Source organism: Cupriavidus sp. 8B (assembly GCF_054589115.1).
Window position 1 is genome coordinate 6272 of record NZ_BAAILO010000145.1, and the last position, 24049, is coordinate 30320.

23 protein-coding genes are annotated in these 24049 nt (G+C 67.2%); 13 read left to right on the top strand and 10 right to left on the bottom strand.

The genetic code is table 11. The features are described from left to right. The first annotated feature begins 240 nt into the window (after positions 1-240). The 5 genes from ACYP5B_RS14970 to ACYP5B_RS14990 all read left to right on the top strand — a co-directional run bounded on the left by ACYP5B_RS14970 (position 241) and on the right by ACYP5B_RS14990 (position 5747). Positions 241-1017 carry a GntR family transcriptional regulator gene (locus ACYP5B_RS14970; protein WP_318234700.1) on the top strand — a complete coding sequence of 259 codons (777 nt, stop codon included), beginning with the start codon at positions 241-243 and terminating at the stop codon, positions 1015-1017. Positions 1018-1079: 62 nt separating this feature from the next. Next, complete coding sequence (locus tag ACYP5B_RS14975) at positions 1080-2135, top strand: Rieske 2Fe-2S domain-containing protein (protein WP_400102184.1); 1056 nt, start codon at positions 1080-1082, stop codon at positions 2133-2135. Then, a complete protein-coding gene (locus ACYP5B_RS14980) occupies positions 2135-3079 on the top strand; it encodes a PDR/VanB family oxidoreductase (protein ID WP_459570232.1) in 945 nt (314 codons plus the stop codon). Before ACYP5B_RS14975 ends, ACYP5B_RS14980 begins: the two co-directional genes overlap by 1 nt. 134 nt (positions 3080-3213) lie before the next feature. Further along, positions 3214-4551, top strand: a complete 1338-nt coding sequence (locus ACYP5B_RS14985; RefSeq protein ID WP_400102182.1) for an MFS transporter — start codon at positions 3214-3216, stop codon at positions 4549-4551. A gap of 101 nt (positions 4552-4652) precedes the next feature. Then, positions 4653-5747: a porin gene (locus tag ACYP5B_RS14990; RefSeq protein WP_459570233.1), complete on the top strand. Its 1095-nt coding sequence runs from the start codon at positions 4653-4655 to the stop codon at positions 5745-5747. Positions 5748-5837: 90 nt separating this feature from the next. Here the strand turns inward: ACYP5B_RS14990 and ACYP5B_RS14995 are convergent, their stop codons facing one another. Genes ACYP5B_RS14995 through ACYP5B_RS15020 form a run of 6 tightly spaced genes read right to left on the bottom strand, consistent with a single transcriptional unit; the run spans position 5838 to position 11899 of the window. After that, complete coding sequence (locus ACYP5B_RS14995) at positions 5838-7202, bottom strand: LLM class flavin-dependent oxidoreductase (protein ID WP_459570234.1); 1365 nt, start codon at positions 7200-7202, stop codon at positions 5838-5840. A gap of 11 nt (positions 7203-7213) precedes the next feature. After that, positions 7214-8164 carry a TauD/TfdA dioxygenase family protein gene (locus ACYP5B_RS15000; RefSeq protein ID WP_459570235.1) on the bottom strand — a complete coding sequence of 317 codons (951 nt, stop codon included), beginning with the start codon at positions 8162-8164 and terminating at the stop codon, positions 7214-7216. A gap of 31 nt (positions 8165-8195) precedes the next feature. Then, positions 8196-9038, bottom strand: a complete 843-nt coding sequence (locus ACYP5B_RS15005) for an ABC transporter ATP-binding protein (protein WP_318236258.1) — start codon at positions 9036-9038, stop codon at positions 8196-8198. 35 nt (positions 9039-9073) lie between these two features. Continuing rightward, entirely contained in the window at positions 9074-9904 is an 831-nt protein-coding gene (locus ACYP5B_RS15010) for an ABC transporter permease (RefSeq protein ID WP_459570236.1), read from the bottom strand. Between the two features lie 35 nt (positions 9905-9939). After that, positions 9940-10788: an ABC transporter permease gene (locus ACYP5B_RS15015; RefSeq protein ID WP_459570237.1), complete on the bottom strand. Its 849-nt coding sequence runs from the start codon at positions 10786-10788 to the stop codon at positions 9940-9942. A 4-nt stretch (positions 10789-10792) separates the two neighbouring features. Further along, the gene (locus tag ACYP5B_RS15020) at positions 10793-11899 is read right to left on the bottom strand and encodes an ABC transporter substrate-binding protein (RefSeq protein ID WP_459570238.1); all 1107 of its coding nucleotides are present in this window, start codon (positions 11897-11899) and stop codon (positions 10793-10795) included. On the opposite strand from ACYP5B_RS15020, the gene ACYP5B_RS15025 reads away from it, so the two are divergent. The 7 genes from ACYP5B_RS15025 (at position 11889) to ACYP5B_RS15055 (ending at position 18059) form a co-directional block, all read left to right on the top strand. Continuing rightward, positions 11889-12098 (top strand): hypothetical protein, encoded by a 210-nt coding sequence (locus tag ACYP5B_RS15025; RefSeq protein WP_459570239.1) that lies wholly within the window; start codon positions 11889-11891, stop codon positions 12096-12098. The genes ACYP5B_RS15020 and ACYP5B_RS15025 overlap by 11 nt on opposite strands. 74 nt (positions 12099-12172) lie before the next feature. Beyond that, positions 12173-13456, top strand: a complete 1284-nt coding sequence (soxC, locus tag ACYP5B_RS15030) for a sulfite dehydrogenase (protein WP_459570240.1) — start codon at positions 12173-12175, stop codon at positions 13454-13456. Beyond that, a complete protein-coding gene (locus ACYP5B_RS15035; protein WP_459570241.1) occupies positions 13443-14042 on the top strand; it encodes a c-type cytochrome in 600 nt (199 codons plus the stop codon). The genes soxC and ACYP5B_RS15035 overlap by 14 nt, the downstream gene beginning before the upstream one ends. Positions 14043-14245: 203 nt before the next feature. After that, positions 14246-15163: a TauD/TfdA dioxygenase family protein gene (locus ACYP5B_RS15040; protein ID WP_459570242.1), complete on the top strand. Its 918-nt coding sequence runs from the start codon at positions 14246-14248 to the stop codon at positions 15161-15163. Between the two features lie 110 nt (positions 15164-15273). Next, positions 15274-16308 (top strand): ABC transporter substrate-binding protein, encoded by a 1035-nt coding sequence (locus ACYP5B_RS15045; RefSeq protein ID WP_400101751.1) that lies wholly within the window; start codon positions 15274-15276, stop codon positions 16306-16308. Position 16309: 1 nt separating this feature from the next. After that, positions 16310-17152, top strand: a complete 843-nt coding sequence (locus tag ACYP5B_RS15050) for an ABC transporter ATP-binding protein (RefSeq protein ID WP_400101753.1) — start codon at positions 16310-16312, stop codon at positions 17150-17152. A gap of 19 nt (positions 17153-17171) precedes the next feature. After that, on the top strand, positions 17172-18059 hold the full coding sequence (locus tag ACYP5B_RS15055) for an ABC transporter permease (RefSeq protein WP_400101755.1): 888 nt from the start codon (positions 17172-17174) through the stop codon (positions 18057-18059). 36 nt (positions 18060-18095) lie between these two features. Here the strand turns inward: ACYP5B_RS15055 and ACYP5B_RS15060 are convergent, their stop codons facing one another. The 4 genes from ACYP5B_RS15060 to ACYP5B_RS15075 all read right to left on the bottom strand — a co-directional run bounded on the left by ACYP5B_RS15060 (position 18096) and on the right by ACYP5B_RS15075 (position 22975). Further along, positions 18096-18608, bottom strand: a complete 513-nt coding sequence (locus ACYP5B_RS15060; RefSeq protein ID WP_459570246.1) for a shikimate kinase — start codon at positions 18606-18608, stop codon at positions 18096-18098. Between the two features lie 146 nt (positions 18609-18754). Next, the gene (locus ACYP5B_RS15065) at positions 18755-19579 is read right to left on the bottom strand and encodes a beta-keto acid cleavage family enzyme (RefSeq protein WP_459570243.1); all 825 of its coding nucleotides are present in this window, start codon (positions 19577-19579) and stop codon (positions 18755-18757) included. Between the two features lie 55 nt (positions 19580-19634). Next, positions 19635-21518 carry a bifunctional sugar phosphate isomerase/epimerase/4-hydroxyphenylpyruvate dioxygenase family protein gene (locus ACYP5B_RS15070; RefSeq protein WP_459570244.1) on the bottom strand — a complete coding sequence of 628 codons (1884 nt, stop codon included), beginning with the start codon at positions 21516-21518 and terminating at the stop codon, positions 19635-19637. 47 nt (positions 21519-21565) lie between these two features. After that, the gene (locus tag ACYP5B_RS15075) at positions 21566-22975 is read right to left on the bottom strand and encodes an MFS transporter (protein ID WP_459570245.1); all 1410 of its coding nucleotides are present in this window, start codon (positions 22973-22975) and stop codon (positions 21566-21568) included. 226 nt (positions 22976-23201) lie between these two features. Here ACYP5B_RS15075 and ACYP5B_RS15080 point away from each other — a divergent pair, with 226 nt between their 5' ends. Continuing rightward, positions 23202-23969 (top strand): IclR family transcriptional regulator domain-containing protein, encoded by a 768-nt coding sequence (locus tag ACYP5B_RS15080; protein ID WP_318236245.1) that lies wholly within the window; start codon positions 23202-23204, stop codon positions 23967-23969. Positions 23970-24049: the final 80 nt, after the last annotated feature.

Genomic DNA, 24049 nt, shown 5'->3' on the forward strand with positions numbered 1-24049 from the left:
CGCCAGGCCTTGATTCTGCGCTGTATACAGCAAACTCAGTGACAACAGGATGTTGCCTGAAATGAGCTGCTGATCTCTTGTTAGCTTCTGGTTTTCCTGCGTTTTATCGACGTTTACCCTAGGTTTTCAGCTTTCACGTTGCCTCGTCTTTTTCTTATGGATACACTCTGTATTCAAGAGCGGCCATCTTGCATCACAGGACACGCTCGCCCCCATAAGTAGAAGTAGAGGCAACGCATCATGCATACCGACAACGACAACCTCAGCGACAGCAAAGCCGGCGCCAGCGCCTCCCAGGCGGTCCGGGCCCTGCTCGGATTGCGGGAGCTGATCCTCGGCGGCGACCTCGCGCCGGGCGCCCGCATCTCCGAACTGTGGGTGGTTGAGCGCCTCGGCGTCTCCCGCACCCCGATCCGGGCCGCGTTGATCCGCTTGCAGGAAGAAGGCCTGGTCGAGCCCATCCCGTCCGGCGGCTTTGCGGTCCGTTCCTTCGCCGAAAGTGAGATCAGCGATGCGATCGAGCTGCGGGGCACGATGGAAGGCATGGCGGCACGGCTTGCCGCGGAGCGCGGCGTCGGCCAGACCATCCTGAGCGGCTTGCGCGACTGCATCACGCAAATCGACACGGCACTCACCGGCGAGCTGACCGCGGTCAAATTCTCCGCATACGTCGATCTCAACGCGCGCTTCCACCAGTTGCTGGCCGAAGCGGCCGGCAGCCCCCTGGTTGCACGGCAGATCGAGAAAGTGATGAACATCCCGTTTGCCTCCGCGAGCGCCTTCGTGATGGTCCAGTCCATCGATGAAAGCGCGCGCGAAATGCTGCTGCTCGCGCAGGCGCAGCACCGCTCGGTGGTCGAGGCGATCGAGCTGCGCGAGGGCGCCCGCGCCGAAGCGCTGATGCGCGAACACAGCCGCATCGCCAACCGTAACCTCAAGATCGCCATGCAGAACCAGCAGGCGATGTCGCAGGTGCTCGGCGGCAGCCTGATTCGCCGCGCAGGCCGCCCGGCCTGACCTAATCCACTTTCGTAAGTCACTGAACCTTGGCGCGCTTGGGCGCCAGGGAGGGGATCGCTATGTTTCTGAAAAACACTTGGTACGTGGCCTGCACGCCGGACGAACTCGCGGGAAAGCCGCTTGGCCGCACGATCTGCAATGAAAAAATGGTGCTGTTCCGGGGCGAGGACGGCAACGTCGCCGCGCTGGAGGACTTTTGCCCGCACCGTGGCGCGCCGCTTTCGCTGGGCTTTGTCCGCGACGGGCAACTGGTCTGCGGCTACCACGGCATGACCATGGGACGCGACGGCAAATGCGCCAGGATGGCCGGGCAGCGCGTCGGCGGGTTTCCTTCGATCCGCAGCTATCCGGCCGTCGAGCGTTACGGTTTTGTCTGGGTCTGGCCGGGCGACGCCGCGCTGGCCGACGCGGCGGCGATCCCGCACCTGGAGTGGGCGGTGAGCGCGGACTGGGCGCACGGCGGCGGGCTGTATCACATCCATTGCGACTACCGGCTGATGATCGACAACCTCATGGACCTGACCCATGAGACGTACGTCCATGCCTCCAGCATCGGGCAGGCCGAGATCGAAGAGTCGGCACCCGCCACCAAGGTGGAGGGCGACATGGTCGTGACCGGCCGGCATATGGAGGGCATCATGCCGCCGCCGTTCTGGGCCGCGGCGTTGCGCGGCAATGGCCTTGCGGACGATGTGCCTTGCGACCGCTGGCAGATCTGCCGCTTCACGCCACCAAGCCACGTCATGATCGAGGTGGGCGTGGCGCACGCGGGCACGGGCGGCTATCACGCCGAGCCGCAGCACAAGGCGTCGAGCATCGTGGTGGACTTCATCACGCCGGAAACCGAGACCTCGATCTGGTACTTCTGGGGCATGGCACGCAACTTCAAGGCAGACGACGCGCAGCTGACCGAAACCATCCGCGAAGGGCAGGGCAAGATCTTCGCCGAAGACCTGGAAATGCTGGAGGCGCAGCAGCGCAATATCCTGGCCAATCCCGAGCGCAAGCTGCTCAAGCTGAATATCGATGCTGGCGGCGTCCAGGCGCGCCGGATTCTCGATCGCCTGCTGCAGCAAGAGCGGGCCGGGCAGGCCGGGCAGGGGGAGGGCGCGTGATGCAGGTCAGGATCGCAAGCAAGGCCGACGCGGCGTCGGGCATCGCCGTGTTCGAACTGGTCGCGCCGCACGGCGGCACCCTGCCGGCATTCACCGCGGGCGCGCATATCGACGTACGGATCGGGCAGGGACTGGTGCGCCAGTACTCCCTGTGCAATGACCCCGCCGAGACCCATCGCTACCAGATCGGCGTGCTGCGCGACCCTGCCTCCCGGGGCGGGTCGGAGGCCATGCACGCGTTGGCAGTGGGCGCCACGCTGGAAGTCAGCGAGCCGAAGAACCACTTTCCGCTGGCTGCCGGCGCCGCGCATTCGATCCTGCTCGCCGGTGGCATCGGTGTCACGCCCATCCTCGCCATGGCGCAGCGCCTGGCGCAGACCGGCGCGTCGTTCGAGCTGCACTACTGCACCCGCACGGAGGCGCACACGGCGTTCCGCGAGCGGCTTGCGCACGACGATCTGCGGGACCGCACGCATTTCTATTTCGACGAGCCGCAGGGCCATCGTGCCGACCTGCCGCGCTTGCTCGCCGCCCCCGGTGCGCAGACGCATCTCTATGTGTGCGGCCCCGCCGGCTTCATGGACGCGGTGTTGCGCCAGGCGAAGGAGGCCGGCTGGCCGGAAGCCAATCTCCACCGGGAGTATTTTGCCGCGCCGGAGGTGCCGGGCGCCGTCGCCGGGGCATTCCAGGTGAAGGTCCAGAGCAGCGGGCTGGTGATCGATGTCGAGCCGGACCAGACGGTGGTGCAGGCGCTGTCGGCCAATGGCGTGGAGATCCAGACATCCTGCGAGCAGGGCGTGTGCGGAACCTGCCTGACGCGCGTGCTGGCGGGCGAGCCGGACCACCGCGACGCCTATCTGACCGACGAGGAACGCGCCGCCAACGATCAGTTCCTGCCGTGCTGCTCGCGCGCACGGACGGGTTTGCTGGTGCTGGATTTGTAGTTGCCGGTGGTCGTCGGTGGTCCGTCGGTAGTTGCCGGTGGTTGCCGTCAATCCCGCTGCCGTTCCGATCAATCGGACTAGTCAGATCGATCGGATCGACGAGGTGAATCAAAATAAATACATGGAGGTAGACAATGAAGCTCGACATCAGGGAAACCATCAACCAGGGCGAGATGAGCCGGTTCCAGATCATGGCGGTAGCGATCTGCATCGTGCTCAATATGCTCGACGGCTTTGACGTACTGGCGATGGCGTTCACCGCCTCGCATATCTCAAGCGACTGGCACCTGAGCGGCAAGGAGATTGGCGTCCTGCTCAGTGCCGGGCTGTTCGGCATGGCGGCGGGATCGCTGTTCCTGGCGCCCTGGGCCGACCGGCTCGGGCGCCGCCCCGTCATCCTGCTCTGCCTGGCGACGATCTCGGCGGGCATGCTTTGTTCCGCGTTCGCGCAGAGCGTGACCCAGCTGGCGGCCATGCGGGCGCTCACCGGGCTGGGCATCGGCGGCATGCTGGCCAGCATCAACGTCATTACCGGCGAATACGCCTCCGACAAGTGGCGCAGCACCGCGATCGTGCTGCAGGCCACCGGTTATCCGGTGGGCGCGACGATCGGCGGCGCCATCGCCGGCGTGCTGCTGCTGCACTACGGCTGGCGCAGCGTCTTCGTCTTTGGCGGGCTGGTCACGCTGGCCATGATCCCGGTCGTGCTGGCGCGCTTGCCTGAATCGCTGGACTTCCTGATTGCCAGGCGCCCGGCCGGTGCGGTCGACAAGCTCAACAAGCTTCTCGCCGGCATGGGGCGCGAGCGCATTACCGAAATGCCGGCGCGCGCCGCCGCGCAGGCGCCGGCCCAGGGCGGGGTTCGCAGCTTGTTTGGCGGTCGCCTCGCCATGCAGACGCTGATGATCTGGACTTCGTTCTTCCTGGTGATGTTCAGCTTCTACTTTGTCCTGAGCTGGACGCCGAAGCTGCTGGTGGCGGCCGGCATGTCGGCGCAGCAGGGGATTACCGGCGGCGTGCTGCTTAACGTCGGCGGCATCGTGGGCGGCACGTTGTTTGGCTTTCTCGCCGCGCGCATCGGGCTCAAGCCGCTGCTGTGGAGCTGCTTTGTCCTGACCGCCTTGTTGCTGGTGGCATTCGGCATGTACGCCAATACCTTGTCGGTGGCGTTCGTGCTGGCCCTGTTCATCGGTGGCGGCATCTTCGGCTGCATGGTCGGCTTGTACGCCTACGCGCCCATTCTCTATCCGGCGCAAAACCGCACCACGGGCATGGGCTGGTCGATCGGCATGGGCCGCTTCGGCGCGGTGCTGGCCCCGCTGGTCGCCGGCGCGCTGGTCGACGCGGGCTGGCCTACCTCAAACCTGTACTACGTCTTCGCGCTGCCGCTGCTGGTAGCCATCGCCAGCGTCGGCCTGCTTGGCCGGTCCCCGGCGGCCGACGGACAAGCGGTACGTATCGCCGCGCACTGAGCCGTACTGAGCGGTACCACATAGAACACGCAATAGCGTGCCGACATTGGGCGGCAGGCCCCTGGCTTGCCTCGAATTTGATAATAAACGGGAGGATGACAATGAAACTTGGACACGCGGTCGCAGCCATCGCGGCAGCGATCCCGGTGGTTGCCGCGGCGCAGAACGTGACGGCTTATGGAGTGGTGGATACGGGCGTGGAGTACATCTCCCATATCGGCGCGGCAAAGGACAATGTCTTTCGCATGCCGAACCTGACCGGCACGGTGCCGTCTCGCTGGGGCTTGCGCGGCACCGAGGACCTGGGCGGCGGCATGAAGGCGATCTTCTGGCTGGAGTCCGGGTTCGGGCCCGATAGCGGCGCCAACAACCAGGGTGGACGCCTGTTCGGCCGCCAGGCGCTGGTGGGGCTCTCGGGGAACTGGGGGCAGGTCGCGCTGGGACGGCAGTACACCATGCTGTTCTGGGCCATGGCCGATCCCGACATCCTGGGGCCGAACGCCTTCGGCTCGGGCTCGCTGGATAGCTACCTGCCCAATACACGCACGGACAATGCAATCTCGTACAAGGGCACCTTCGGCGGCCTGACCGCCGGCGCCACCTACAGTTTCGGCCGCGATACGGTCAACGCGGGGCCGAGCCCTTCGGGCACCAACTGCGCCGGGGAGAATCCGGCGGACCAGCGCGCCTGCCGGGAGTGGTCCGCGATGCTCAAGTACGACACTGCGACCTGGAGCGTGGCGGCCGCCTACGATTCGCTGCGCGGCGGCCCGGGTGCCTTCGCCGGGCTGAACCGCAGCAGCCTGACGGATGACCGCCTGTCCATCAACGGCTATGTGCTGGTCAACCGGGACACCAAGATCGGCCTGGGCTGGCTGCGCCGGGACAACAGGGCCAACCCCGCACCCGTGAGCGATATGTTCTACGGTGGCGTGGCCTACCAGGTGACGCCGGCCTTCAGCGTCGACGGCGAGGTGTTCAACCTGCGCTATCACAACAGCGCGGACAAGGCATGGCTGTTCGCGGCGCGCGGCGTCTATGCCTTCACCAAGCGCACGTCCGTCTATGGCACCGCCGGCTTCATCAACAACGGCGGCAACCTGGCGCTGTCCGTCAGCAATGCGGGAACGGGCACCAATCCCGCACCCGGCGGTAGCCAGCTTGGTGCCATGGTTGGGATGAAACACGTGTTCTGACCGCGCATGCATGGCTGTGCTTGCGCAGCCCTGTCGCCTCGGGCGGGCCAGCTGGCAACCCTTGCTTCTTCGCAAGGGAATGCACGGCGCTCAGGCCACCTGCCGCGTGGCGCCAAACGCGCGAGGATGCGCCGGCCGCGCCAGTCCCAGGTGCTCACGCAAGGTGTTGCCCTCGTAGCGCTCGCGAAACAGCCCGCGCCGGCGCAGCTCCGGCAGCACCAGCTCGATAAAGTCGTCGAGCCCGCCCGGCAGCCATGGCGGCATGATGTTGAAGCCGTCGGCAGCACCGCCTTCGAACCACGCCTGCAACTGATCGGCAACGCTCTCGGCCGTGCCATGGATGGACCAGTGCCCGCGCGCGGTGGCCACGCGCAGATAGAGCTGGAGGATGGTCAGTCCCTCGCGCCGGGCAAGCCCCGTCACCAGCTGGAAGCGGCTCTTGGCGCCGTTGGGCTCGGGCAGGTCGCCGGGCAGGGGACCGTCGAGCGGGTAGCCGGAGAGATCCACGCCGCCGAGGTTCTGCGCTAACAGGGCCAGCCCCACGGCAGGATGGATCAGGCTTTGCAGTGCCTCGAACTTTTCCTTCGCCTCGGCCTCGCTGCGCCCGATCACGGGGAACACGCCCGGCATGATCTTGAGCTGGTCGGGCGTGCGGCCATAGCGCGCCATCCGGCCTTTCAGGCCCTGGTAGAAGGCCTGGGCATCTTCGAGCGACTGCTGCGCGGTAAAGATGACCTCCGCTGTGCGCGCCGCCAGTTCCTGCCCGGCCTCGGACGAGCCCGCCTGCACAATCACCGGATGGCCCTGCGGCGGGCGTGACACGTTGAGCGGCCCGCGTACCTGGAAATGCTTGCCGTGGTGGTCCAGCGCATGCAGCTTGTCCGGCGCGAAATGCAGGCCGCTGTCCTTGTCGTAGAGGAAGGCGTCATCCTCCCAGGTGTCCCACAGCCCGGTCACCACGTCGACGAATTCCTCCGCGCGCGCGTAGCGGTCCGCATGCTCGGGATGCTTGTCCAGGTTGAAGTTGCGCGCCTCGGCATCCGACCACGACGTCACCACGTTCCAGCCGGCACGGCCGCCGCTCAGGTGATCGAGCGAGGCGAACTTGCGCGCTACGTGAAAGGGCTCGTTGTAGGTGGTGGAGACGGTGGCCACCAGGCCGATGCGCTCGGTCACTGCCGCCAGCGCGCAGAGCAGCGTCAGCGGCTCGAAGCTGGCGGCGCGCGCCGTGCGGGGCAGGGTGGCGTCGTCAAGCGAGCGGATCGCCACGCCATCGGCGAGGAAGATCGTATCGAACTGCGCGGCCTCGGCGCGTTGCGCCAGCCGCACGTAGTGCGCCAGGCTTTGCCCGGCGTTGGCCTGCGCCCCGGGGTGGCGCCAGCCGGCCACGTGGTGGCCGGTGGCTTGCAGGAAGGCGCCGAGCTTGAGCTGGCGTTTTGGTGCGGGTTGGCTCATCCGTGGCTCCCTTATGCGGCGGCGTGCGCCGGCGCCGCGTGGTTGGCCGGCTCGCCATGCTTGGGCGCGGCGGACTTCACCGCCACGCTGCGGCGTCCGTCCACGCTGACGGGCACATCGCCCGCGATGGTGACGCGGCGCACCACGCGGTGCGCGTCGCCGTAGTCGTTGATGGCGTAGTGCTGGGTGGCGCGGTTGTCCCAGATCGCCACGTCGTTGGCGCGCCAGCGCCAGCGCACCGTGTTCTCGAGGCGGTGCACGTGGTCTTGCAGCACGGAGACCAGATGCTGCGAATCGGACGACGAATAGCCAAGCAGCTTCTTCACGAAATGCCCCAGCACCAGCGTGCGCTCGCCGGTCTCCGGGTGCACGCGCACCACCGGGTGCTCGGTCTCGTAGATGGCCGCGGTGAAGACCTCGCGGTAGCGCTTGATGGCTTCGGTGCTGACCGTGTTGCGGGTGGCCGCGTAGTCGTAGTCGTTGGTGTGCAGCGCCCACAGGCGGTCGGCCAGCTCGCGCAGGGCCTCGGACAGGTCCTGGTAGGCCGCAGCCGTATTGGCCCACACCGTGTCACCGCCGGCGGCCGGGATGACCACGCCGCGCAGCACGGACACCTGCGGGTAGGCCAGGTCGAAGGTCACGTCGGTATGCCAGGAATTGGCGCGGCCGCCGTGCTCGGAGTCGAGTTCCAGCAGGAACCGCGTGCCATCGCGCGAGGGCACGGTGGGGTGGGGCACGGGCGTGCCGAACAGGCTGGCGAAGCCTTCCTGGGCTTGATCGTCCAGGTGGTCCTGGTCGCGCAAGAACAGCACCTTGTGGCGCAGCAGCGCGGCGCGCACGGCGCCGAAGGTGGCGGCATCGAGATCGGGCGCGAGGCGTAGGCCACGGATCTCGGCGCCGATGCGCCCGGCTACCGGATGGATGTCGAGCGTGACTTGTGCTGCGCTTTGCTGCTGGGTCATTTGGGATTCTCCTGTGGGCGAGAGGCGCGATTCAGATCGCGAACTGGATATTGGGTGGCAGCCGGTCGGTGTATTCCGGCTCGGCATCGCGCTTGATGGGCGCTTCGGCGAGATCGGCGAGGCGCCCGGTGAACTCCTGCAGCACGTCGTCCTTGACGCGCGCGAAGCCCAGCGCGGCCCGGTCGCGCGGGTGCGCCAGCGGCACCGGCAGGATGCGCCGGATGCGCCCCGGGCGCGGCTCCATCACCACCACGCGATCGCCCAGGTAGATGGCTTCTTCGACATCGTGGGTGACCAGGATCATGGTGATGCCCTCGGCCTGCCAGATGCGGTGCAGCTCTTGCTGCAGGTAGGCGCGGGTGAGCGCGTCGAGCGCGCCGAAGGGCTCGTCGAGCAGCAGGATCTCCGGGCGCGTGACCAGTGCGCGGGCAATGGCCACGCGCTGCGACATGCCGCCCGATAGCTGGTGCGGGAACGCGGTCTCGAAGCCGGCCAGCCCCACCAGCTCGATATGCTCGCGCACCGTGCGGCGCTTGTCGGTTTCGGTGAGGTTGGCGTTGAGCAGCGCCATGCGGATGTTCTGCTCAACCGTGAGCCACGGAAACAGGCGGTGCTCCTGGAACACGATGCCGCGGTCAAGGCTGGTGCCCACCACGCGCTTGCCGTCGAGCAGGATCTCGCCCTTGTAGTCCTCCTCCAGCCCCACCACCAGCCGCAGTAGCGTGGATTTTCCGCAGCCGCTGGCGCCGACGATGCTGACGAACTCGCCGGGGGCGATGGACAGCGTGATGTCCTCGAGTACGGGCAGGGGCTCGCCCTTGACTTCGTACTGCTTGCGCAGGTGCGCGATGTTGAGCGTGCCGGCTCGGGCCATGACAGGTCTCCAGGATTTGGTCAGAAGCAGTGGGTTCAGAACGCGGCGACCGAGCGCCCGCGCCACGCCAGCAGGCGGCGCTCGATGCGGCTGGCGATCCAGTTCAGCGTAAAGCCGACCAGCCCGACCACGATCACGCCGAAGATCACCAGGTCCATCCAGAAATTCTCGCGGCCATCGGTCAGGGTGTTGCCGATGCCCTTGCCCGACACCAGCATGTACTCGGCGCCGAGCGTGGCCAGCCAGGCGTAGATCAGCGCCAGGTGGATGCCGGCGAAGATCGACGGCGAGGCGGATGGCAGCACTACGCGCAGCAGCACCTGGCGGCGCGAATACTTCAATACGTTGGCCACTTCAAGCAGATCGGCGGGCACGCCCCGGATGCCTTCGAAGGTGTTGAGCACCACCGGGAAAAAGGCCGCGAGCGACAGGAACACCACCTTGGCGGTGTCGCCCAGCCCGAACCACACCGAGATCAGCGGGATCCAGGCAAACAGCGAGATCTGCTTGATGGTGTGGAACGTCGGCCCGACCAGTTGCTCGAACAGCCGCGACAGCCCCAGCGCGGTGCCGAACAACAGGCCCACGCTGGCGCCCAGCGCGAAGCCGGCCAGATCACGCCACAGGCTGGACGACAGCGCGACAAACAGCGCGCCGCTGCGCACCTGCTCCACCGCCGTGGCCCAGACCTTGGACACCGGCACCAGCAGCGGCGAAGTGCTCCAGCCAAAGCGCACCGCGCCCCACCACAGCACGATCAGCCCGAGGGGCAGGACCCAGCCGCGCAGCGCGCGGGGGATGCCCGGGGCGCGCAGGGAGCGTGGCTTGACGGGTTTCGTTACCAGCGTCGTGGAGGCATCGGCCATGTTGTTCTTCCTTTGCTGTTGTTTCGCGCCGCGGCTCAAAGCCCCGGCTTGCGCCAGCGCAATACCGCGCGCTCGGCCAGCGCCAGCACCTTGTCCAGCGCGAATCCCACCGCGCCCACCACGATCACCGCGGCAATCACCATGTCGAGCTGGAACAGCTGCCGGCCGTACACGATCATGTAGCCCAGCCCTTCAGAGGAGGCCAGCAGCTCCACCACCACCAGCGCCAGCCAGGCGTGCGTCAGGCCGTAGCGGATGCCGCTCCAGATCGGCGCGGCGGCGGCGGGAAACACCACCCGCGACAGCAGCTGCCAGCGCGTGAAGCGCAACACCCGCGCCACCTCGATATAGCGTGTGGGTACGTTCTGGATGCCCTTGTAGGTATTGAGCGCGATGGGCACCAGCGACGCCTTGGCGATCAGGATGATCTTGAGCGCCTCGTCGATGCCGACCAGCAGCATCAGCAGCGGCAGCCAGCCCAGCACGGGCACCTGGCTGAAGGCCTTGAAGGTGGGATAGACGTAGTCGCGCAAGCCGGGCGACAGGCCCATCGCCACGCCCAGCGCCAGCCCGCCGGCCAGGCCCAGCGCAAAGCCGCCCGCCACGCGCATGGCGCTGACAGCCAGGTTGGCCTGCAGCTCGCCGCTCTGGTAGAGGTCGGTGAGCGTGTGCCAGACGGTGTCGGGCGCGGGGAGCACCTGCGGCGGAATCCATGCGAAGCGCGCCGCCACGTACCACACCAGCAGCAGCGCCAGCGGCACGGGCCAGGCCAGCAGCCAGGCAGCGTGCTGCCGGGTGGGCCGCCAGCCGCGCAGGCCGTTGCCGCCTTGCGCGGGGGAGGCGCCCGCCGCAGCCGGCAGCGCCAGGGTATCGTTGGCCGCCATCGCGTCAGGCTCCGAGGATCTTGCCGTTGGGCTGGTAGACCGGCCAATAGCTTTGCAGGCTCAGGTCGTTCAGCGCGGCTTTCAGGAAGCTCGGGTCGATCCACTGGTCAACGTCGAACTTCGCGCGTGAGAGCCGCAGGCGGTAAGCCTGCTCGGTGGCGTCCTTGTAGCGGGCCACCAGGAAGGGGTCGAAGTTCGGGTTCAGCCGCACGCGCAGCGGCTCGCCCTCGTAGTCTTCCTTCCAGTGCTCGTACGGTGTGCCGGCGCGCGCCCAGGTGCGCAGCACGTCTTCGCGGTTCTTTTCGTCGGAGGCCCAGCGCGCGGCCTGCACCGCGGTCTTGACCAGCTGCTGGGTGGCTTCGGGATACTTGCTGGCGAAGGCATCGGTCACCAGCACATGGCTCTGGCGGGTGTAGATCGGCGACTGGTTCTTGCTGGAATACAGGATGCGCACCGCGCCCTTGTCGCGCAGGCGCAGGATGTCCATCGCGCCGATGGCGCCGTCGATATCGCGCGTGGTGAGGGCTGCCAGGTAGCCGGCGGTGTCCAGGTTCAGCAGCCGCAGGTCCTTTTCGGCCAGCCCGTTGGCTTCGAGCAGGCGCAGCGCGGGCAGATGCATATTGGTGCCCTTGAACAGCGACACGCGCTTGCCGCGCAGGTCCGCCACCGTTTTGAGCGGGGAGTCCGGCGGCACGCCGATATAGATGTTGGTGCGCACGCCCGTGGCCAGCACCAGCCGCGTCTTGAGGCCCGCCGCGCGCGCCACGATGGCGGGCAGGTCTCCCTGCAACGCAAAATCGAGCTGGTTGGTGCTGATGGCTTCATTCACGGCCGGCCCGGCGCCCTTGAAGAACAGCCATTCGATGCGCGTGCCGGACGGCTTGAATGCCTCCTCCAGCCAGCCGCGCGCATGCGCAATGGCCAAGGAGCTGCCCGCGAAGGTGGGCGGCGTGCCGGTGGCCGGCTGCGCCACGCCAATGCGGATCACGTCCGGCCGGGCCGCGCCCACCGCGCTGAATGCGCTGAACGCGCTGAGCGGGCCAGCCGACGCGGCGGCACCCAGGCCGGATACTGCAAGGCGTTTGAGGAGGGTTCGTCGCGTGATTGCCATCTTGAGTGTGGTCCTGTGTCCTGTGCCTGAGGGGAAAGAAGGGGAAAGAATTTCACCAACGGCTCTCAAGATACGCGGCGCTGCCGGCGCGGCAGAAGGAATGTTTTTGGCTTTGGATATGGCCTGCGCGCATATGAACCACGGGTGGCAAACGCGCTGCGGCAACGCATATCAGCATGCGTTTTCCTTCGTTCCATGAGGCTGCGCGGTGGCATAGAGTGCGCCATTTTCGATACGTGACTGGCCGCAAGCCCACGCACAAGACCTGAGCCAATGATCGACAACAACGAGAAGAAGAACGGGCAACCGCAGCCTGGCCGGCGCCGCTTCCTGCGCCAGGGCGCGGGCCTGGGTGGCGTGGCGCTTGGCGCGGGCGCGCTCGCCGCCGGTACGCCGGCCGCCGCGCGGGCCGAAGTGCTGACGGTGCCGCCGTGGACCCGCACGCCCGGCGAGCCGGTGCTGTGGCGCGCCTATGGCCAGCCTGCCGAATTCGAGAAAAACGTGATCCGGCGCAACCGTGGACCCGCGCCGATGCCGGGCGCGAACTCATCCATGACGCCGCTGCAGGACCTGCGCGGCATCATCACGCCCACGGGCCTGGTGTTCGAGCGCCATCACGCGGGCATCCCGCAGATCGACCCGGCGCGGCACCGCCTCGCGGTGCATGGCCTGGTGGACCGCCCGCGCATCTTCACCATGGACGACCTGGTGCGCCTGCCATCAGTCTCGCGCATCCACTTCCTGGAATGCTCCGGCAATACCGGGCGCGAATGGCGCGCGCCCAGCACCACGTCCGTGCAGATCAGCCACGGCTTGCTGTCGTGCTGCGAATGGACGGGCGTGCCGCTCTCGCTCGTGCTGGAAGAGGTGGGCGTGCGCCCGGAAGCGGCCTGGGTGTTGGCCGAAGGCGCCGACGCCGCTGCCATGACGCGCAGCGTGCCGATGGCCAAGGCGATGGAAGACGCGCTGCTGGTCTACGCGCAGAACGGCGAGATGCTGCGGCCCGAGCATGGCTATCCGTTGCGGCTGTTCCTGCCGGGTTTCGAGGGGAACATGAGCATCAAGTGGCTGCGCCGCCTGAAGGTTGGGCGCGAGCCATTCATGACGCGCGAGGAGACGTCCAAATACACTGATTCGCTACCCGACGGCAGCGCGCGCCAGTTCACTTTCATGATGGACGTGAAGTCCGTCATCACCTTCCCCGCGCCGGATCACCGGTTGCGCGACAAGGGCTTCTACGAAATCTCCGGCCTCGCCTGGTCCGGCTACGGTCGCATCCGGCGCGTGGACGTGTCGGTGGATGGCGGCCGCAACTGGCGCGAGGCGCAGTTGCAGGATCCGGTGCTGGACCGCGCGCTCACGCGCTTTCGCCTGCCATGGCGCTGGGAGGGCGGCCCTGCCGTGCTGCAAAGCCGTGCCATTGACGAGGCCGGCAATGTGCAGCCCTTGCCGGACCAGCTGGTGGCCGCGCGCGGCTTTGACTCCACCTATCACTACAACGCCATACAGGCCTGGCGCGTCAGCGCCGACGGGAGCATTGCCAATGCACGCGCTTGATCCTCACCGTATCCGCATCGCCACCGCTGTGCTGGCGATGGCCGCGCTCTGCGCGCAGGCGCAGGCACAAACCTATGGCGTTGGCTTGCTGGCCAGCGAGCGCGATCTCGCCGCCTGGAATATCGATGTCATGCCCGATGGCGCGGGGCTGCCGCCGGGTAGCGGCAGCGTGGCGCTTGGCAAGCAGGTCTACGAGAACCAGTGCGCCGCGTGCCATGGGATGAAAGGAGAAGGGAAGCCGGCCGATGCACTGGTGGGCGGGCACGGCAGCCTGAAAAGCGCGGGCTTCATTGGCAAGCCGCCGTTGAAAACCATCGGCAGCTTCTGGCCGTATGCGACGACCGTGTTCGACTTCATCAACCGGGCCATGCCGTATAACGCGCCGCAGAGCCTCAAGGCGGATGAGGTGTACGCCGTCACCGCCTACTTGCTGCACCTGAACGGCATCGTGCCGGCGGATGCGGTGCTGGACGCGCGGACGTTGCCGCGGGTGCGCATGCCGAATCGCAATGGCTTTGTCGCGGATGCGCGGCCCGATACGGCGAACGTGCCATGCCGCCGAGGCTGCGGTGCGCCGGCACGCTGAGATTACGCTGACATTATCAGAGGCCCATATGCGATAAGCGAATAAGCGGCAGCGATTACATTCGTTGACCGCTCCAGCCTGGGATCACTACAGTGCAAAGCTCAAGAACAAGCGGTGCAGGCCTGGCTATTGCCTTGAGCAGACAAGCGCCTCGCCGCGCGCATTCATCCACGCACTTTCGGTCCCCCGCTCAAGAGCCTGACATGACGATTGGAACCCACCCGGCCTCAACCCTCCGTGCCACCGCGCCCGCTGCCTTCGCCGGCAGCGCCAGGTTCGAGATCCGTCCCTTCGATGCGCCGCTGGGTGCCGAGATCGTTGGGCTGGATCTCGCCGAGCCGCTGTCCGCCGAGGACTTCGCCCGCATCCATCGCGCGCATCTCGATTACCACGTGGTGGTTTTCCGCGACCAGCGCATCACGCCCGCGCAGCAGATCGCATTCAGCCGCCGCTTTGGCCCGCTGCAGATCCATGTGCTGCATCAGTTCCAGCTTGCCAATCATCCAGAAATCCTGATCGTCTCCAATGTGCTCAAGGACGGCAAGCCGATCGGACTGGGCGATGCCGGGCATTTCTGGCATTCCGATCTCTCGTACAAGGAAAAGCCCAGCCTGGGCTCGCTGCTGCACGCGCAGGCGTTGCCGGCCGAAGGCGGCGACACCCTGTTCGCCAACATGCACCTGGCCTGGGAAACGCTGCCCGCGCCTCTCAAGGCGCAGGTGGAAGGGCTCAAGGCAGAGCACACTTACCTGGCCAAGTACGCCGAGCTGCAGCAGCGCAGCCCGTGGCGTCCCAACCTGACGCCAGAGCAGATCGCGCAGGTGGCGCCGGTGCTGCAGCCGGTGGTGCGCACGCACCCCGAGACCGGCCGTCGCGCGCTGTTTGTCAGCGAGCATTTCACCACGCGCATCGCAGGGCTGCCGGAAGATGAAAGCCGCGACCTGCTGGCGCAGCTGTTCGCGCATAGCGTCAAGCCCGAGCATATCTACCGCCACGCCTGGCAGGAGCACGACCTGGTGTTCTGGGACAACCGCGCGTTGTTGCATCTGGCAGCAGGCTGCCCCGAGGCAATGCGTCGCGTGATGTACCGCACGACCATCGAGGGCGATCTGCCCGTCTGAGCGGCACGCATGGCACGGCGAGCGGCAATCCCGCTTCGCCGGTTTTCTTTCACATGCTTCCACCGTATTTACCGCATCCACCGTATTCACCATATCCACCGGAGTCGCGCATGTTCCTGCTTCGTTCCCGTCTTTTCTCCGCCCGCTGGCCGCGCGGCGTCGTCGCGCTGACGCTCGCCGCCGGCATGGCGGCCACGGGCGCGGCCCACGCGGAGGGGAAGATCCGCATTGCCGAGCAGTTCGGCGTGGTCTACCTGCTGCTCAACGTGGCGCGCGACCAGCAACTGATCGAGAAGCAAGGCAAGCAGCAGGGCGTCGACGTCAAGGTGGAGTGGACCCAGCTCTCCGGCGGTGCGGCCGTCAACGATGCGTTGCTGTCCGGCGCCATCGATATCGCCGGCGCGGGCGTGGGCCCCTTGTTGACGGTGTGGGACCGCACGCACGGCAAGCAGAACGTGAAGGGCGTGGCATCGCTGGGCAACTTCCCGTACTACCTGGTCAGCAACAATCCCAAGGTCAAGACCATTGCCGACTTTACCGACAAGGACCGCATCGCGCTGCCGGCGGTATCGGTATCGGTGCAGTCGCGCGTGCTGCAACTGGCCGCCGCCAAGCAATGGGGCGACAAGGAATTCAATCGCCTGGACAAGTGGACGGTGGCAGTGCCGCATCCCGACGCGGCCGCCGCCATCATTGCCGGTGGCACGGAGATCAGCGGCCACTTCGGCAACCCGCCGTTCCAGGAGCAGGAGCTGGCTGGCAATCCCAATGCGCGCATCGTGCTGAATTCGTATGACGTGCTGGGCGGCCCCAGTTCGGCCACGGTGCTGTACGCGACCGAGAAATTCCGCAACGACAACCCCAAGACCTACCGCGCCTTTGTCGACGCGCTGGCCGAGGCGGCCAGGTTCGCCACCGCCAACCCGGAGGCTGCCGCGGACCTGTATATCCGCGTCAACAAGGCCAAGATCGACCGCGCGCTGCTGGTCAAGATCCTCAAGAACCCGCAGGTGCAGTTCAAGGTCGCGCCGCAAAACACCTTTGCGCTGGCCGAGTTCATGCACCGGGTGGGCGCCATCCGCAACCAGCCGAAGTCCTGGCAGGATTATTTCTTCCAGGATCCGGCCACCGCACAAGGTAGCTGACATGGCTGTGCAAGTTGCACCGCTACGCGTGGTTCCCGCGCGCGCCGCCCCCGCGCCGCTGTTGCAGGTCGACGGCGTCTCGCTGGAATACCGCACCCCAGAGCGCGTGGTGCGCGCCACTCACCAGGTCAGCTTCGATGTCCATGCGGCCGATCGCTTCGTGCTGCTCGGCCCGTCGGGCTGCGGCAAGTCGACCTTGCTCAAGGCTGTGGCGGGGTTCGTTGCGCCGTGCGAGGGCGAGATCCGGCTGGAGGGCGCGCCCGTCAGCGCGCCCGGCCCCGACCGCATCGTGGTGTTCCAGGAGTTCGACCAGTTGCCGCCCTGGAAGACAGTGCGCCAGAACGTGATGTTCCCGCTGATGCATTCGCGTGGCATGTCGCGCCGCGAGGCGTCCGAATGCGCGTTGCACTTCCTCGACAAGGTGGGGCTGGCCAACTTTGCCGATGCCTATCCGCATACCTTGTCGGGTGGCATGAAGCAACGCGTGGCAATTGCCCGCGCGCTGGCGATGCGGCCCAAGGTGCTGCTGATGGACGAGCCCTTTGCCGCGCTGGATGCGCTCACGCGCCGGCGCATGCAAGAGGAGTTGCTGACCCTGTGGAACGACGCGGCCTTCACGCTGCTGTTTGTCACCCACTCGATCGAGGAAGCACTGGTGGTGGGCAGCCGCATCCTGCTGCTGTCGCCGCACCCCGGGCGCGTGCGCGCCGAGCTCAACAGCCACCAGTTCGACCTGGCCAGCCAGGGCGGGGCGGAATTCCAGGCCACCGCGCAACGCATCCACCATCTGCTGTTCGACGAGGCGCCGCACGCGGCGCCGCCGCGCACCGCGCAGGCGCACTGAGCGCCAGCCAGGATCGACCATGAGCACAAGCACGACCTCTCTTTCCGCCACCACGGTGGTCCGCGCAGAGTACGAGCGCGTACCGGAACCCTTCACCGCGCGGCCGGTGGCGCGCGCCTTGCCCTGGCCGCAGCGCTTGTGGCAGCAAGGCTGGCTGCGCAAGACGCTGATCCTGGTGGCGCTGGCCTGCCTGTGGGAATGCATTGCCCGCGTGCAGGACAACGACCTGCTGTTCCCGAGCTTCCTCGCCACCGCGCGGGCCTTCGTCGAGGGCATCGGCAGCGGCGAGTTGCCGGCCAAGGCCGGCAACTCGATGTCGGTGCTGCTGCAAGGCTATGCCGGCGGCATCGTGCTGGCGTTCGTGCTGACCACGCTGGCGGTCTCCACCGAGCTGGGGCGCGACGTGCTGGACACGCTCACCGCCATGTTCAACCCGCTGCCTGCCATCGCGCTGTTGCCGCTGGCGCTGCTGTGGTTTGGACTTGGCAGCAAGAGCCTGGTGTTCGTGCTGATCCACTCGGTGCTGTGGCCGCTGGCGCTCAATACCTACGCGGGCTTTCGCGGGGTGCCGGCCACCTTGCGCATGGCCGGGCGCAACTACGGCCTGAGCGGGCTGCGCTATGTGCTGCTGATCCTGGTGCCGGCCGCGCTGCCCGCCATCCTGTCCGGCCTGAAGATCGGCTGGGCCTTCGCCTGGCGCACGCTGATCGCGGCCGAGCTGGTGTTTGGCGCGTCGTCCGGCAAGGGTGGCCTGGGCTGGTACATCTTCCAGAACCGCAACGAGCTGTACACCGACCGCGTCTTCGCCGGCCTGGCCCTGGTGATCCTGATTGGCCTGCTGGTGGAGAACCTTGTGTTCAAGACACTGGAACGCGTGACCGTGCGCCGCTGGGGCATGCAGCACTAAGCCTGTGGCCTGAAGTAGCGTTTGGCGCACAACGGCTCAGGTATCACCCGGGGCGCGCAAAGCCGATGGCTCGATGCCAAGCTTTTCCAGCACGCGGCTGGCGGCATTCGCCACACTGTCGCCGTGCGGGGGCATGATCAGGTGCGCGGTCTCGCGGTACAGCGGGTCGCGCACCTGGAATAGCGCCTCGAGCGTGGCGCGTGGGTTGGCGACCTGCAGCAGCGGGCGGTTACGGTTGCGCCGGGTGCGGTGCCATAGCTCGGCGGGCGAGGCGCACAGGTAGATCACGCAGCCGCGCGAGCGCAGCATCTCGCGGTTTTCCGGGCGCAGCACGGCGCCGCCGCCGGTGGCCATCACGATGCCCCTGCGCTGGCTGAGCTCGTCCAGCACCCGGGTTTCGCGCTCGCGAAAGCCTTCCTCGCCTTCCAGCTCGAAGATCGTGGGTATCCGCACGCCGCAGCGCGCCTCGATTTCGTGGTCGGAATCGAAAAAAGGCAGCCCGAGCCGGCGCGCCACCGTCCTGCCGATGGTGGTCTTGCCGGCGCCCATAAAGCCCACGAAGAAGAGATTGTCGAAATCCAAGTTTGAGTTGAGCCGTTTTCGGCTCCGGATCCGGTCTTCTCTACGGTAGCACGAGATGCGCGGCCATCAAAACGGGTGGGCGGCCGGATTGCCGGGTGCGGATGCCAAAAGGCTCATGGCAGGCCGAGCAAGCGGCGCGCCTGTTCCGGCGTGGCCACGGCGCGGCCGTACTCCGCGCACAGCGCTGCCACCCGGCCAACCAGCTGCGCGTTGCTGGCGGCCAGCGTGTCCTTGTCCCAGCGCACATTGTCTTCCAGGCCCGTGCGGCAGTGGCCGCCGAGCTGCAGCGTCCAGTGATTGACCTCCAACTGGTGCCGGCCGATGCCCGCCGCGGTCCAGGTCGCGCCGGGCAGGACCTTGTTCAGTTGCTCCACCTGGAACTCAAGGATTTCCTTGCGTGCCGGCAGCGCATTCTTGATGCCGAACACGAACTGCACGTGCACCGGCGCCAGCAGCAAGCCCTCCTTGACCAGGTCTGCCGTGTTGTAGAGCATCGCCAGGTCGAAGATCTCGATCTCGGGCTTGATGTGGTAATCGCGCATCGTCTTGGCCAGCGCGCGCACGAAGTCGGGCGGGTTCTCGTAGACGGTGGTGGGGAAATTGACCGAACCCGTGGCCAGCGAGGCCATGTCCGGGCGCAGGTCGAGCATGGCGCCGCGCTGCTCCATGGCGCGTCCGCGCCCGCCAGTGGAGAACTGCACGATCATGCCGGGGCAGTGCTTGTGGATACCATCCTGCAGGGCGGCGAAGCGCGCGGGGTCCGAGCTGGAGTTCCCGGCTTCGTCGCGCACGTGCAGATGCACCAGCGTGGCGCCTGCCTCGAAGCTCTCGTGCGTGCTCTCGATCTGCTCGGCGACCGAGATCGGGATGGCGGGATTGTCTGTCTTGCGGGGTACCGAGCCGGTGATGGCCACCGAGATGATGCAGGGATCTTGCATGGGAAACTGTTCCAATTTCAATATGCCAATGAATGAACGGCTCGCGGGGCCAGCCTCAGGCCGGCCGCACCGCACGGTTGCGGCTGGCGAGGGCTTGCGCCGCCATGCGCAGCGAGGCGTTGGCCGCGCCAAAGCCGAGATAGCCGTCGCGCTGCACCAGTTCGAAGAAGAAGCGGTCGTGAAACGGCTCGGTGTAGGCATGCAGTAATTCACCGCCGGCATCCTTGTCGTACAGCAGCTGCTGGCGGCGCAGGCGTGCCAGCAGCGCATCGTCCAGCCCGAGGCGCGCGCCGACATCGTCGTAGTAGTTGTCAGGCACATGGAGCATGGCGGCTTCGGCCGGAACGATCTGCGCCAGCGTTGCGCTCAGGTCGGACGTATGGAAGGCGATATGGTGGATGCCCGAGCCGGCATAGGCGGTGACGAACCTGCCGGTGGCGGTGCGGCTGCTTTCCGAGACGTTGAGCGGAATCCGTATGTTTTGCCCGGGACTGACCATGGCGCGGCTCTTCACCAGGCCATAGGGATCGGCGATTTCATGGAGCGCCTCCGCCTGCAGGCCGAACACCGTCTTGTAGAACAGCACGAAGCTGTCGAGCCGGTGCGGGGGCAGGGCCTGGGCGATATGGTCGATGGCCGTGAGGCCGGCGCCGGCGCTGTGGGCGCTGCAGTCGTCCAGCAGGAAATCGCTCTCGTAGATGCTGCGGGCGGAGTCCTGTTCGTCGATCAGGTAGAACAGCATGCCGTCCGGCGCGCGCACCGCGGGGATGCTGCGCTCGTCCGGTCCGATGCGTTCGCGCCATTCCTTGCATAGCAGGGCACGGGCGCGGGCGATGGCGCGCTGGGCGTCGTCCACCTTCAGCCCCAGCGCGCAGACGGATGGTCCGTGCAGCTGGAAATGCTCGGCGGCGGCGCTGTCCTGCTCCGCATTGAGGATGAGATTGACGCCGCCCTGGCGGTACAGGTCCACTGCCTTGGAACGGTGGCGCCCGGCGCGGACGAAACCCAGCGAACGCAGGCGCTCACCCAGTTCGCGCCCCGTCACGTAGTCCACCGCGAACTCCAGGAAGTCGACGCCGCCGAAATCCGGCGCCGCTGGCAGGGCGGGACCACCGGCCTCGGACTCGAGCCAGATCAGCGAGCGCAGCCCGTCCTGCGCGGTCAGCCGCGCGGGCGCCGCGCGGAACTCATCGTTGAAGATCTCCAGCGAGAGCGGCCCGCGGTAGCCCGCGCCAATGGCCGCGCGCGCGAATTCGGTGACGGCAAGATCGCCCTGGCCGGGGAAGTTGCGGTAATGCCGGCTCCAGGACAGCACGTCCATGCTCATCCGGGGCGCATCGGCCAGCTGCACGAAGAACAGTTTCTCCGCCGGCACCGCATCGATGCCTTCCAGCGTATCGCCCAGCGAGAGGGTGTGGAAGCTGTCCAGGATCAGGCCGAGCGCGGGGTGGTCCGCCTGCCGCACGATCTCCCACGCCTGGCGCCACAGCCTGGTGTGGCGCGCCCAGGCCAGCGCCTCGAAGCCTACCAGGAGGCCGCGCTTCTCAGCGGCCTCGGCCATGGCGCGCAGGTCGGCGGCGGCGCGAGCGGGATCGTCGATGGCGTTGGCCTGCACATTGCTGCAGACCAGCACCATGGGCGCGCCCAGCTCCTCCATCACGTCGAACTTGCGCTGCGCGCGCGCCATATTGCGGGTGCGGAACTCATCGGGCATGGCCTCGAAATCGCGGAAGGGCTGATACAGCGGAATAGCCAATCCGAGATCGGCCGCGATGCGGCGTACGTCGGCGGGGGAGCCGTCGAAATTCAGCAGGTCGTTCTCGAAGATTTCGACGCCGTCGAATCCGGCCGCCGCGGCTGCTTCCAGTTTTTCCGGCAAGGTGCCGGAGAGCGAGACGGTGGCGATCGATTTCGGGTGGCGCCAGGCTGCGGGTTTCATGTCAAATCCTGCGTGCATGCTTCGGGTGATCGGTTGGGTGAGGGGGGTCAGGCGCGCGCGCCTTGCACTGCCGCGCCGCCGGGCGCGCGGTGCCCCGGCGCTGCCGGCTGCGTACCGCCGGCGCCGCGGGTCCAGCCGCCCTTGGCAAAGACCGCGGCTGCGGCGATCAGCGCGGGGATGGCCAGTGCGCTGAATACCTGCGCAAAGCTCCAGCCGGCACCCAGCATCTGCGCGCCGGCAAAGGCGCTGGAGATGGCGCCCCAGCGGCCGATACCGTGCATCCAGCTGGAGCCGGTGGCGCGCGCGGCGGTCGGGTAGTAGCCGGTGGCCAGCGCGTTCATGCCTGTGTTAGCGCCATTGAGCAGGAAGCCGCCGGCAAACGCGCACAGCGAGAGTTCGATGAATTCCTTGGCCGCGATGCCGAACAGGAAGGTCGCAGCGCCGCCCAGCAGGAAGGCAAGCGCCAGCACGCGGTGGGGGTTGAGCCTATCCATGGCCCAGCCAATGCACAACGAGCCGACCGCGCCGCCGATCTGGAACAAGGCCGTGATCAGCGCCGCGTCGCGCACATTGAAGCCGACGCCCTTGACCAGCGTGGGCAGCCAGCCGCCCAGCAGGTAGACCAGGAACAGGCCCATGAAATAGGTGACCCACAGCATCGCGCTGCCAAAGACGTAGCGGCGCGACAGCACGATGCCGATGGCGCTGGCGGGCTTGCCCGCCTGGTTCGCCGGGCCGGTTGCCTGCGGCAGGGTAAAAGTGCCTGCGCTGCCCACCATCCCGGGCACCAGTTGCGCCACGATGGCGCGCATGCGCATCTGGTCGCCGCCTTTGGCGGCGAGAAAGCGCAGCGATTCGGGCAGCTTGAACAGCAGCACCGGCGCCAGCAGCACCGGCAGGATGCCGCCGACCAGCAGCACGCTGTGCCAGCCGTAGGCCGGGATCAGCCAGGCCGAGCAGAAGCCGCCCATGGCCGCACCGAAGGTGAAACCGCAGAACACCACCGTGACCAGGATGGAGCGGCGCCTTTCCGGCGCGTATTCAGATACCAGCGTGCCGACATTGGGCATCGAGGCGCCCAGGCCCAGGCCCGTCAGGAAGCGCAGCACCAGGAGCGTGGTCAGGTCCGGCGACCAGGCTGCCACCAGCGTCCACAGCCCGAACAGGAAGACCGAGACGACCAGCACCGTCTTGCGTCCCACCCGGTCGGCCAGCGGGCCAGCCAGCAGCGCGCCCAGGGCGAGGCCGGCCAGGGCGGCGCAGAGCACCGGGCCCAGGCTGCTGGGGGCGATGCCCCAGACGTGGGAGAGTTCGGGCGCGATGAAGCCCATGATGGCGGTGTCGAAGCCGTCCAGGGCTACGATGAGGAAGCCGAACAGCACCACGCGCCATTGCAGGCGGCCGATGGGGCGCTGGTTGATCAGGGTGCTCACGTCGATGGCGGGGGCTGCCGGCATGGCTGTCTGTCTCCATGGAACTGATAAAGCCGGGCGGTTCTGGTGGGCCCGTCGGATGGCGTGCGGCGCTGCGTGCGGGTGGGTTTGGCGATGGGCCGGACGAGCGCGCGTTTCGTGTAGAGCAAGGTTAGGACCGTTTGCGCACAGCAACAAGCGCAATCCGCGCGTAGGCGTGCGATAATCGCTCCATTGCGAGCGACTGTCGCTCGGGATTAGGGTTTCCGCTATGGATAAAGAACCATTAAGCCGGCGCGACTGGATTGCCGGGCTGGAGAAGGGCCTGGCTATCCTGGAGGCGTTCGATAACGACCATCCGCGCCTGACGCCCACGCAGGCGGCCCAGCTGACGGGCCTGACGCGCACCGCGGCGCGGCGTTACCTGTTGACGCTGGAGCACCTTGGCTACACCACCAGCGACGGCACGCGGTTTAGCCTCAGCCCGCGCGTGCTGAAAGTGGGCTGGTCCTATTTCGACTCTGCCCGTTTGCCGCGCACGGTGCAGCCTTTCCTGCAGCAGATCACCGCCGCGGTTGGCGAGCCGGCTTACCTGAGCGTGCTGGATGACTGGGAGCTGGTGTTCATCTGCCGGACCGGCACCAGCCGGGTCATGAATACGGGCTTCGTGCTGGGCGCGCGCGTGCCGGCGCCGCTGGCGTCGGCCGGTGTGATGATGCTGGCCTCAGAGCCGGAGGATAAGGTCAAGGCCTGGCTGGAGGACTGCGTGCTCACGCCCTACACGCCTTACACCATCATGCAGCATGACCGCCTGCTGACGGAGGTCAGGAAGGCCGGCGCCCAGGGCTATGCGCTGGTCGAGCAACAGTTGCAGATCGGCGTGCGGGGGGTGGCCGTGCCGCTGCGGGACCGCCACGGCAAGGTGATCGCCGCGCTCAGCGTGAATATGCAGATCGGCACCGAGAGCGCCGAGCAGGCGCTGGAGCGGGTGCTGCGCGTGCTGCAGGACACCGCGATCTCGATCATGCGGGTGCTCTGACGCTCGCTGGCCCGGCGGTGGCATCGCCCGGATCCGTCGCCAGGCCGGTCGGGCCACGTGGCCCGACCGGTGCCACCGCG

Excerpts from the sequence above, each read along its gene's own strand:
- ACYP5B_RS14970 (WP_318234700.1), top strand. The coding sequence starts at position 241 with ATGCATACCGACAACGACAACCTCAGCGACAGCAAAGCCGGCGCCAGC.
- ACYP5B_RS14975 (WP_400102184.1), top strand. The coding sequence starts at position 1,080 with ATGTTTCTGAAAAACACTTGGTACGTGGCCTGCACGCCGGACGAACTC.
- ACYP5B_RS14980 (WP_459570232.1), top strand. The coding sequence starts at position 2,135 with ATGCAGGTCAGGATCGCAAGCAAGGCCGACGCGGCGTCGGGCATCGCC.
- ACYP5B_RS14985 (WP_400102182.1), top strand. The coding sequence starts at position 3,214 with ATGAAGCTCGACATCAGGGAAACCATCAACCAGGGCGAGATGAGCCGG.
- ACYP5B_RS14990 (WP_459570233.1), top strand. The coding sequence starts at position 4,653 with ATGAAACTTGGACACGCGGTCGCAGCCATCGCGGCAGCGATCCCGGTG.
- ACYP5B_RS14995 (WP_459570234.1), bottom strand. The coding sequence starts at position 7,202 with ATGAGCCAACCCGCACCAAAACGCCAGCTCAAGCTCGGCGCCTTCCTG.
- ACYP5B_RS15000 (WP_459570235.1), bottom strand. The coding sequence starts at position 8,164 with ATGACCCAGCAGCAAAGCGCAGCACAAGTCACGCTCGACATCCATCCG.
- ACYP5B_RS15005 (WP_318236258.1), bottom strand. The coding sequence starts at position 9,038 with ATGGCCCGAGCCGGCACGCTCAACATCGCGCACCTGCGCAAGCAGTAC.
- ACYP5B_RS15010 (WP_459570236.1), bottom strand. The coding sequence starts at position 9,904 with ATGGCCGATGCCTCCACGACGCTGGTAACGAAACCCGTCAAGCCACGC.
- ACYP5B_RS15015 (WP_459570237.1), bottom strand. The coding sequence starts at position 10,788 with ATGGCGGCCAACGATACCCTGGCGCTGCCGGCTGCGGCGGGCGCCTCC.
- ACYP5B_RS15020 (WP_459570238.1), bottom strand. The coding sequence starts at position 11,899 with ATGGCAATCACGCGACGAACCCTCCTCAAACGCCTTGCAGTATCCGGC.
- soxC (WP_459570240.1), top strand. The coding sequence starts at position 12,173 with ATGATCGACAACAACGAGAAGAAGAACGGGCAACCGCAGCCTGGCCGG.
- ACYP5B_RS15035 (WP_459570241.1), top strand. The coding sequence starts at position 13,443 with ATGCACGCGCTTGATCCTCACCGTATCCGCATCGCCACCGCTGTGCTG.
- ACYP5B_RS15040 (WP_459570242.1), top strand. The coding sequence starts at position 14,246 with ATGACGATTGGAACCCACCCGGCCTCAACCCTCCGTGCCACCGCGCCC.
- ACYP5B_RS15045 (WP_400101751.1), top strand. The coding sequence starts at position 15,274 with ATGTTCCTGCTTCGTTCCCGTCTTTTCTCCGCCCGCTGGCCGCGCGGC.
- ACYP5B_RS15050 (WP_400101753.1), top strand. The coding sequence starts at position 16,310 with ATGGCTGTGCAAGTTGCACCGCTACGCGTGGTTCCCGCGCGCGCCGCC.
- ACYP5B_RS15055 (WP_400101755.1), top strand. The coding sequence starts at position 17,172 with ATGAGCACAAGCACGACCTCTCTTTCCGCCACCACGGTGGTCCGCGCA.
- ACYP5B_RS15060 (WP_459570246.1), bottom strand. The coding sequence starts at position 18,608 with ATGGGCGCCGGCAAGACCACCATCGGCAGGACGGTGGCGCGCCGGCTC.
- ACYP5B_RS15065 (WP_459570243.1), bottom strand. The coding sequence starts at position 19,579 with ATGCAAGATCCCTGCATCATCTCGGTGGCCATCACCGGCTCGGTACCC.
- ACYP5B_RS15070 (WP_459570244.1), bottom strand. The coding sequence starts at position 21,518 with ATGAAACCCGCAGCCTGGCGCCACCCGAAATCGATCGCCACCGTCTCG.
- ACYP5B_RS15075 (WP_459570245.1), bottom strand. The coding sequence starts at position 22,975 with ATGCCGGCAGCCCCCGCCATCGACGTGAGCACCCTGATCAACCAGCGC.
- ACYP5B_RS15080 (WP_318236245.1), top strand. The coding sequence starts at position 23,202 with ATGGATAAAGAACCATTAAGCCGGCGCGACTGGATTGCCGGGCTGGAG.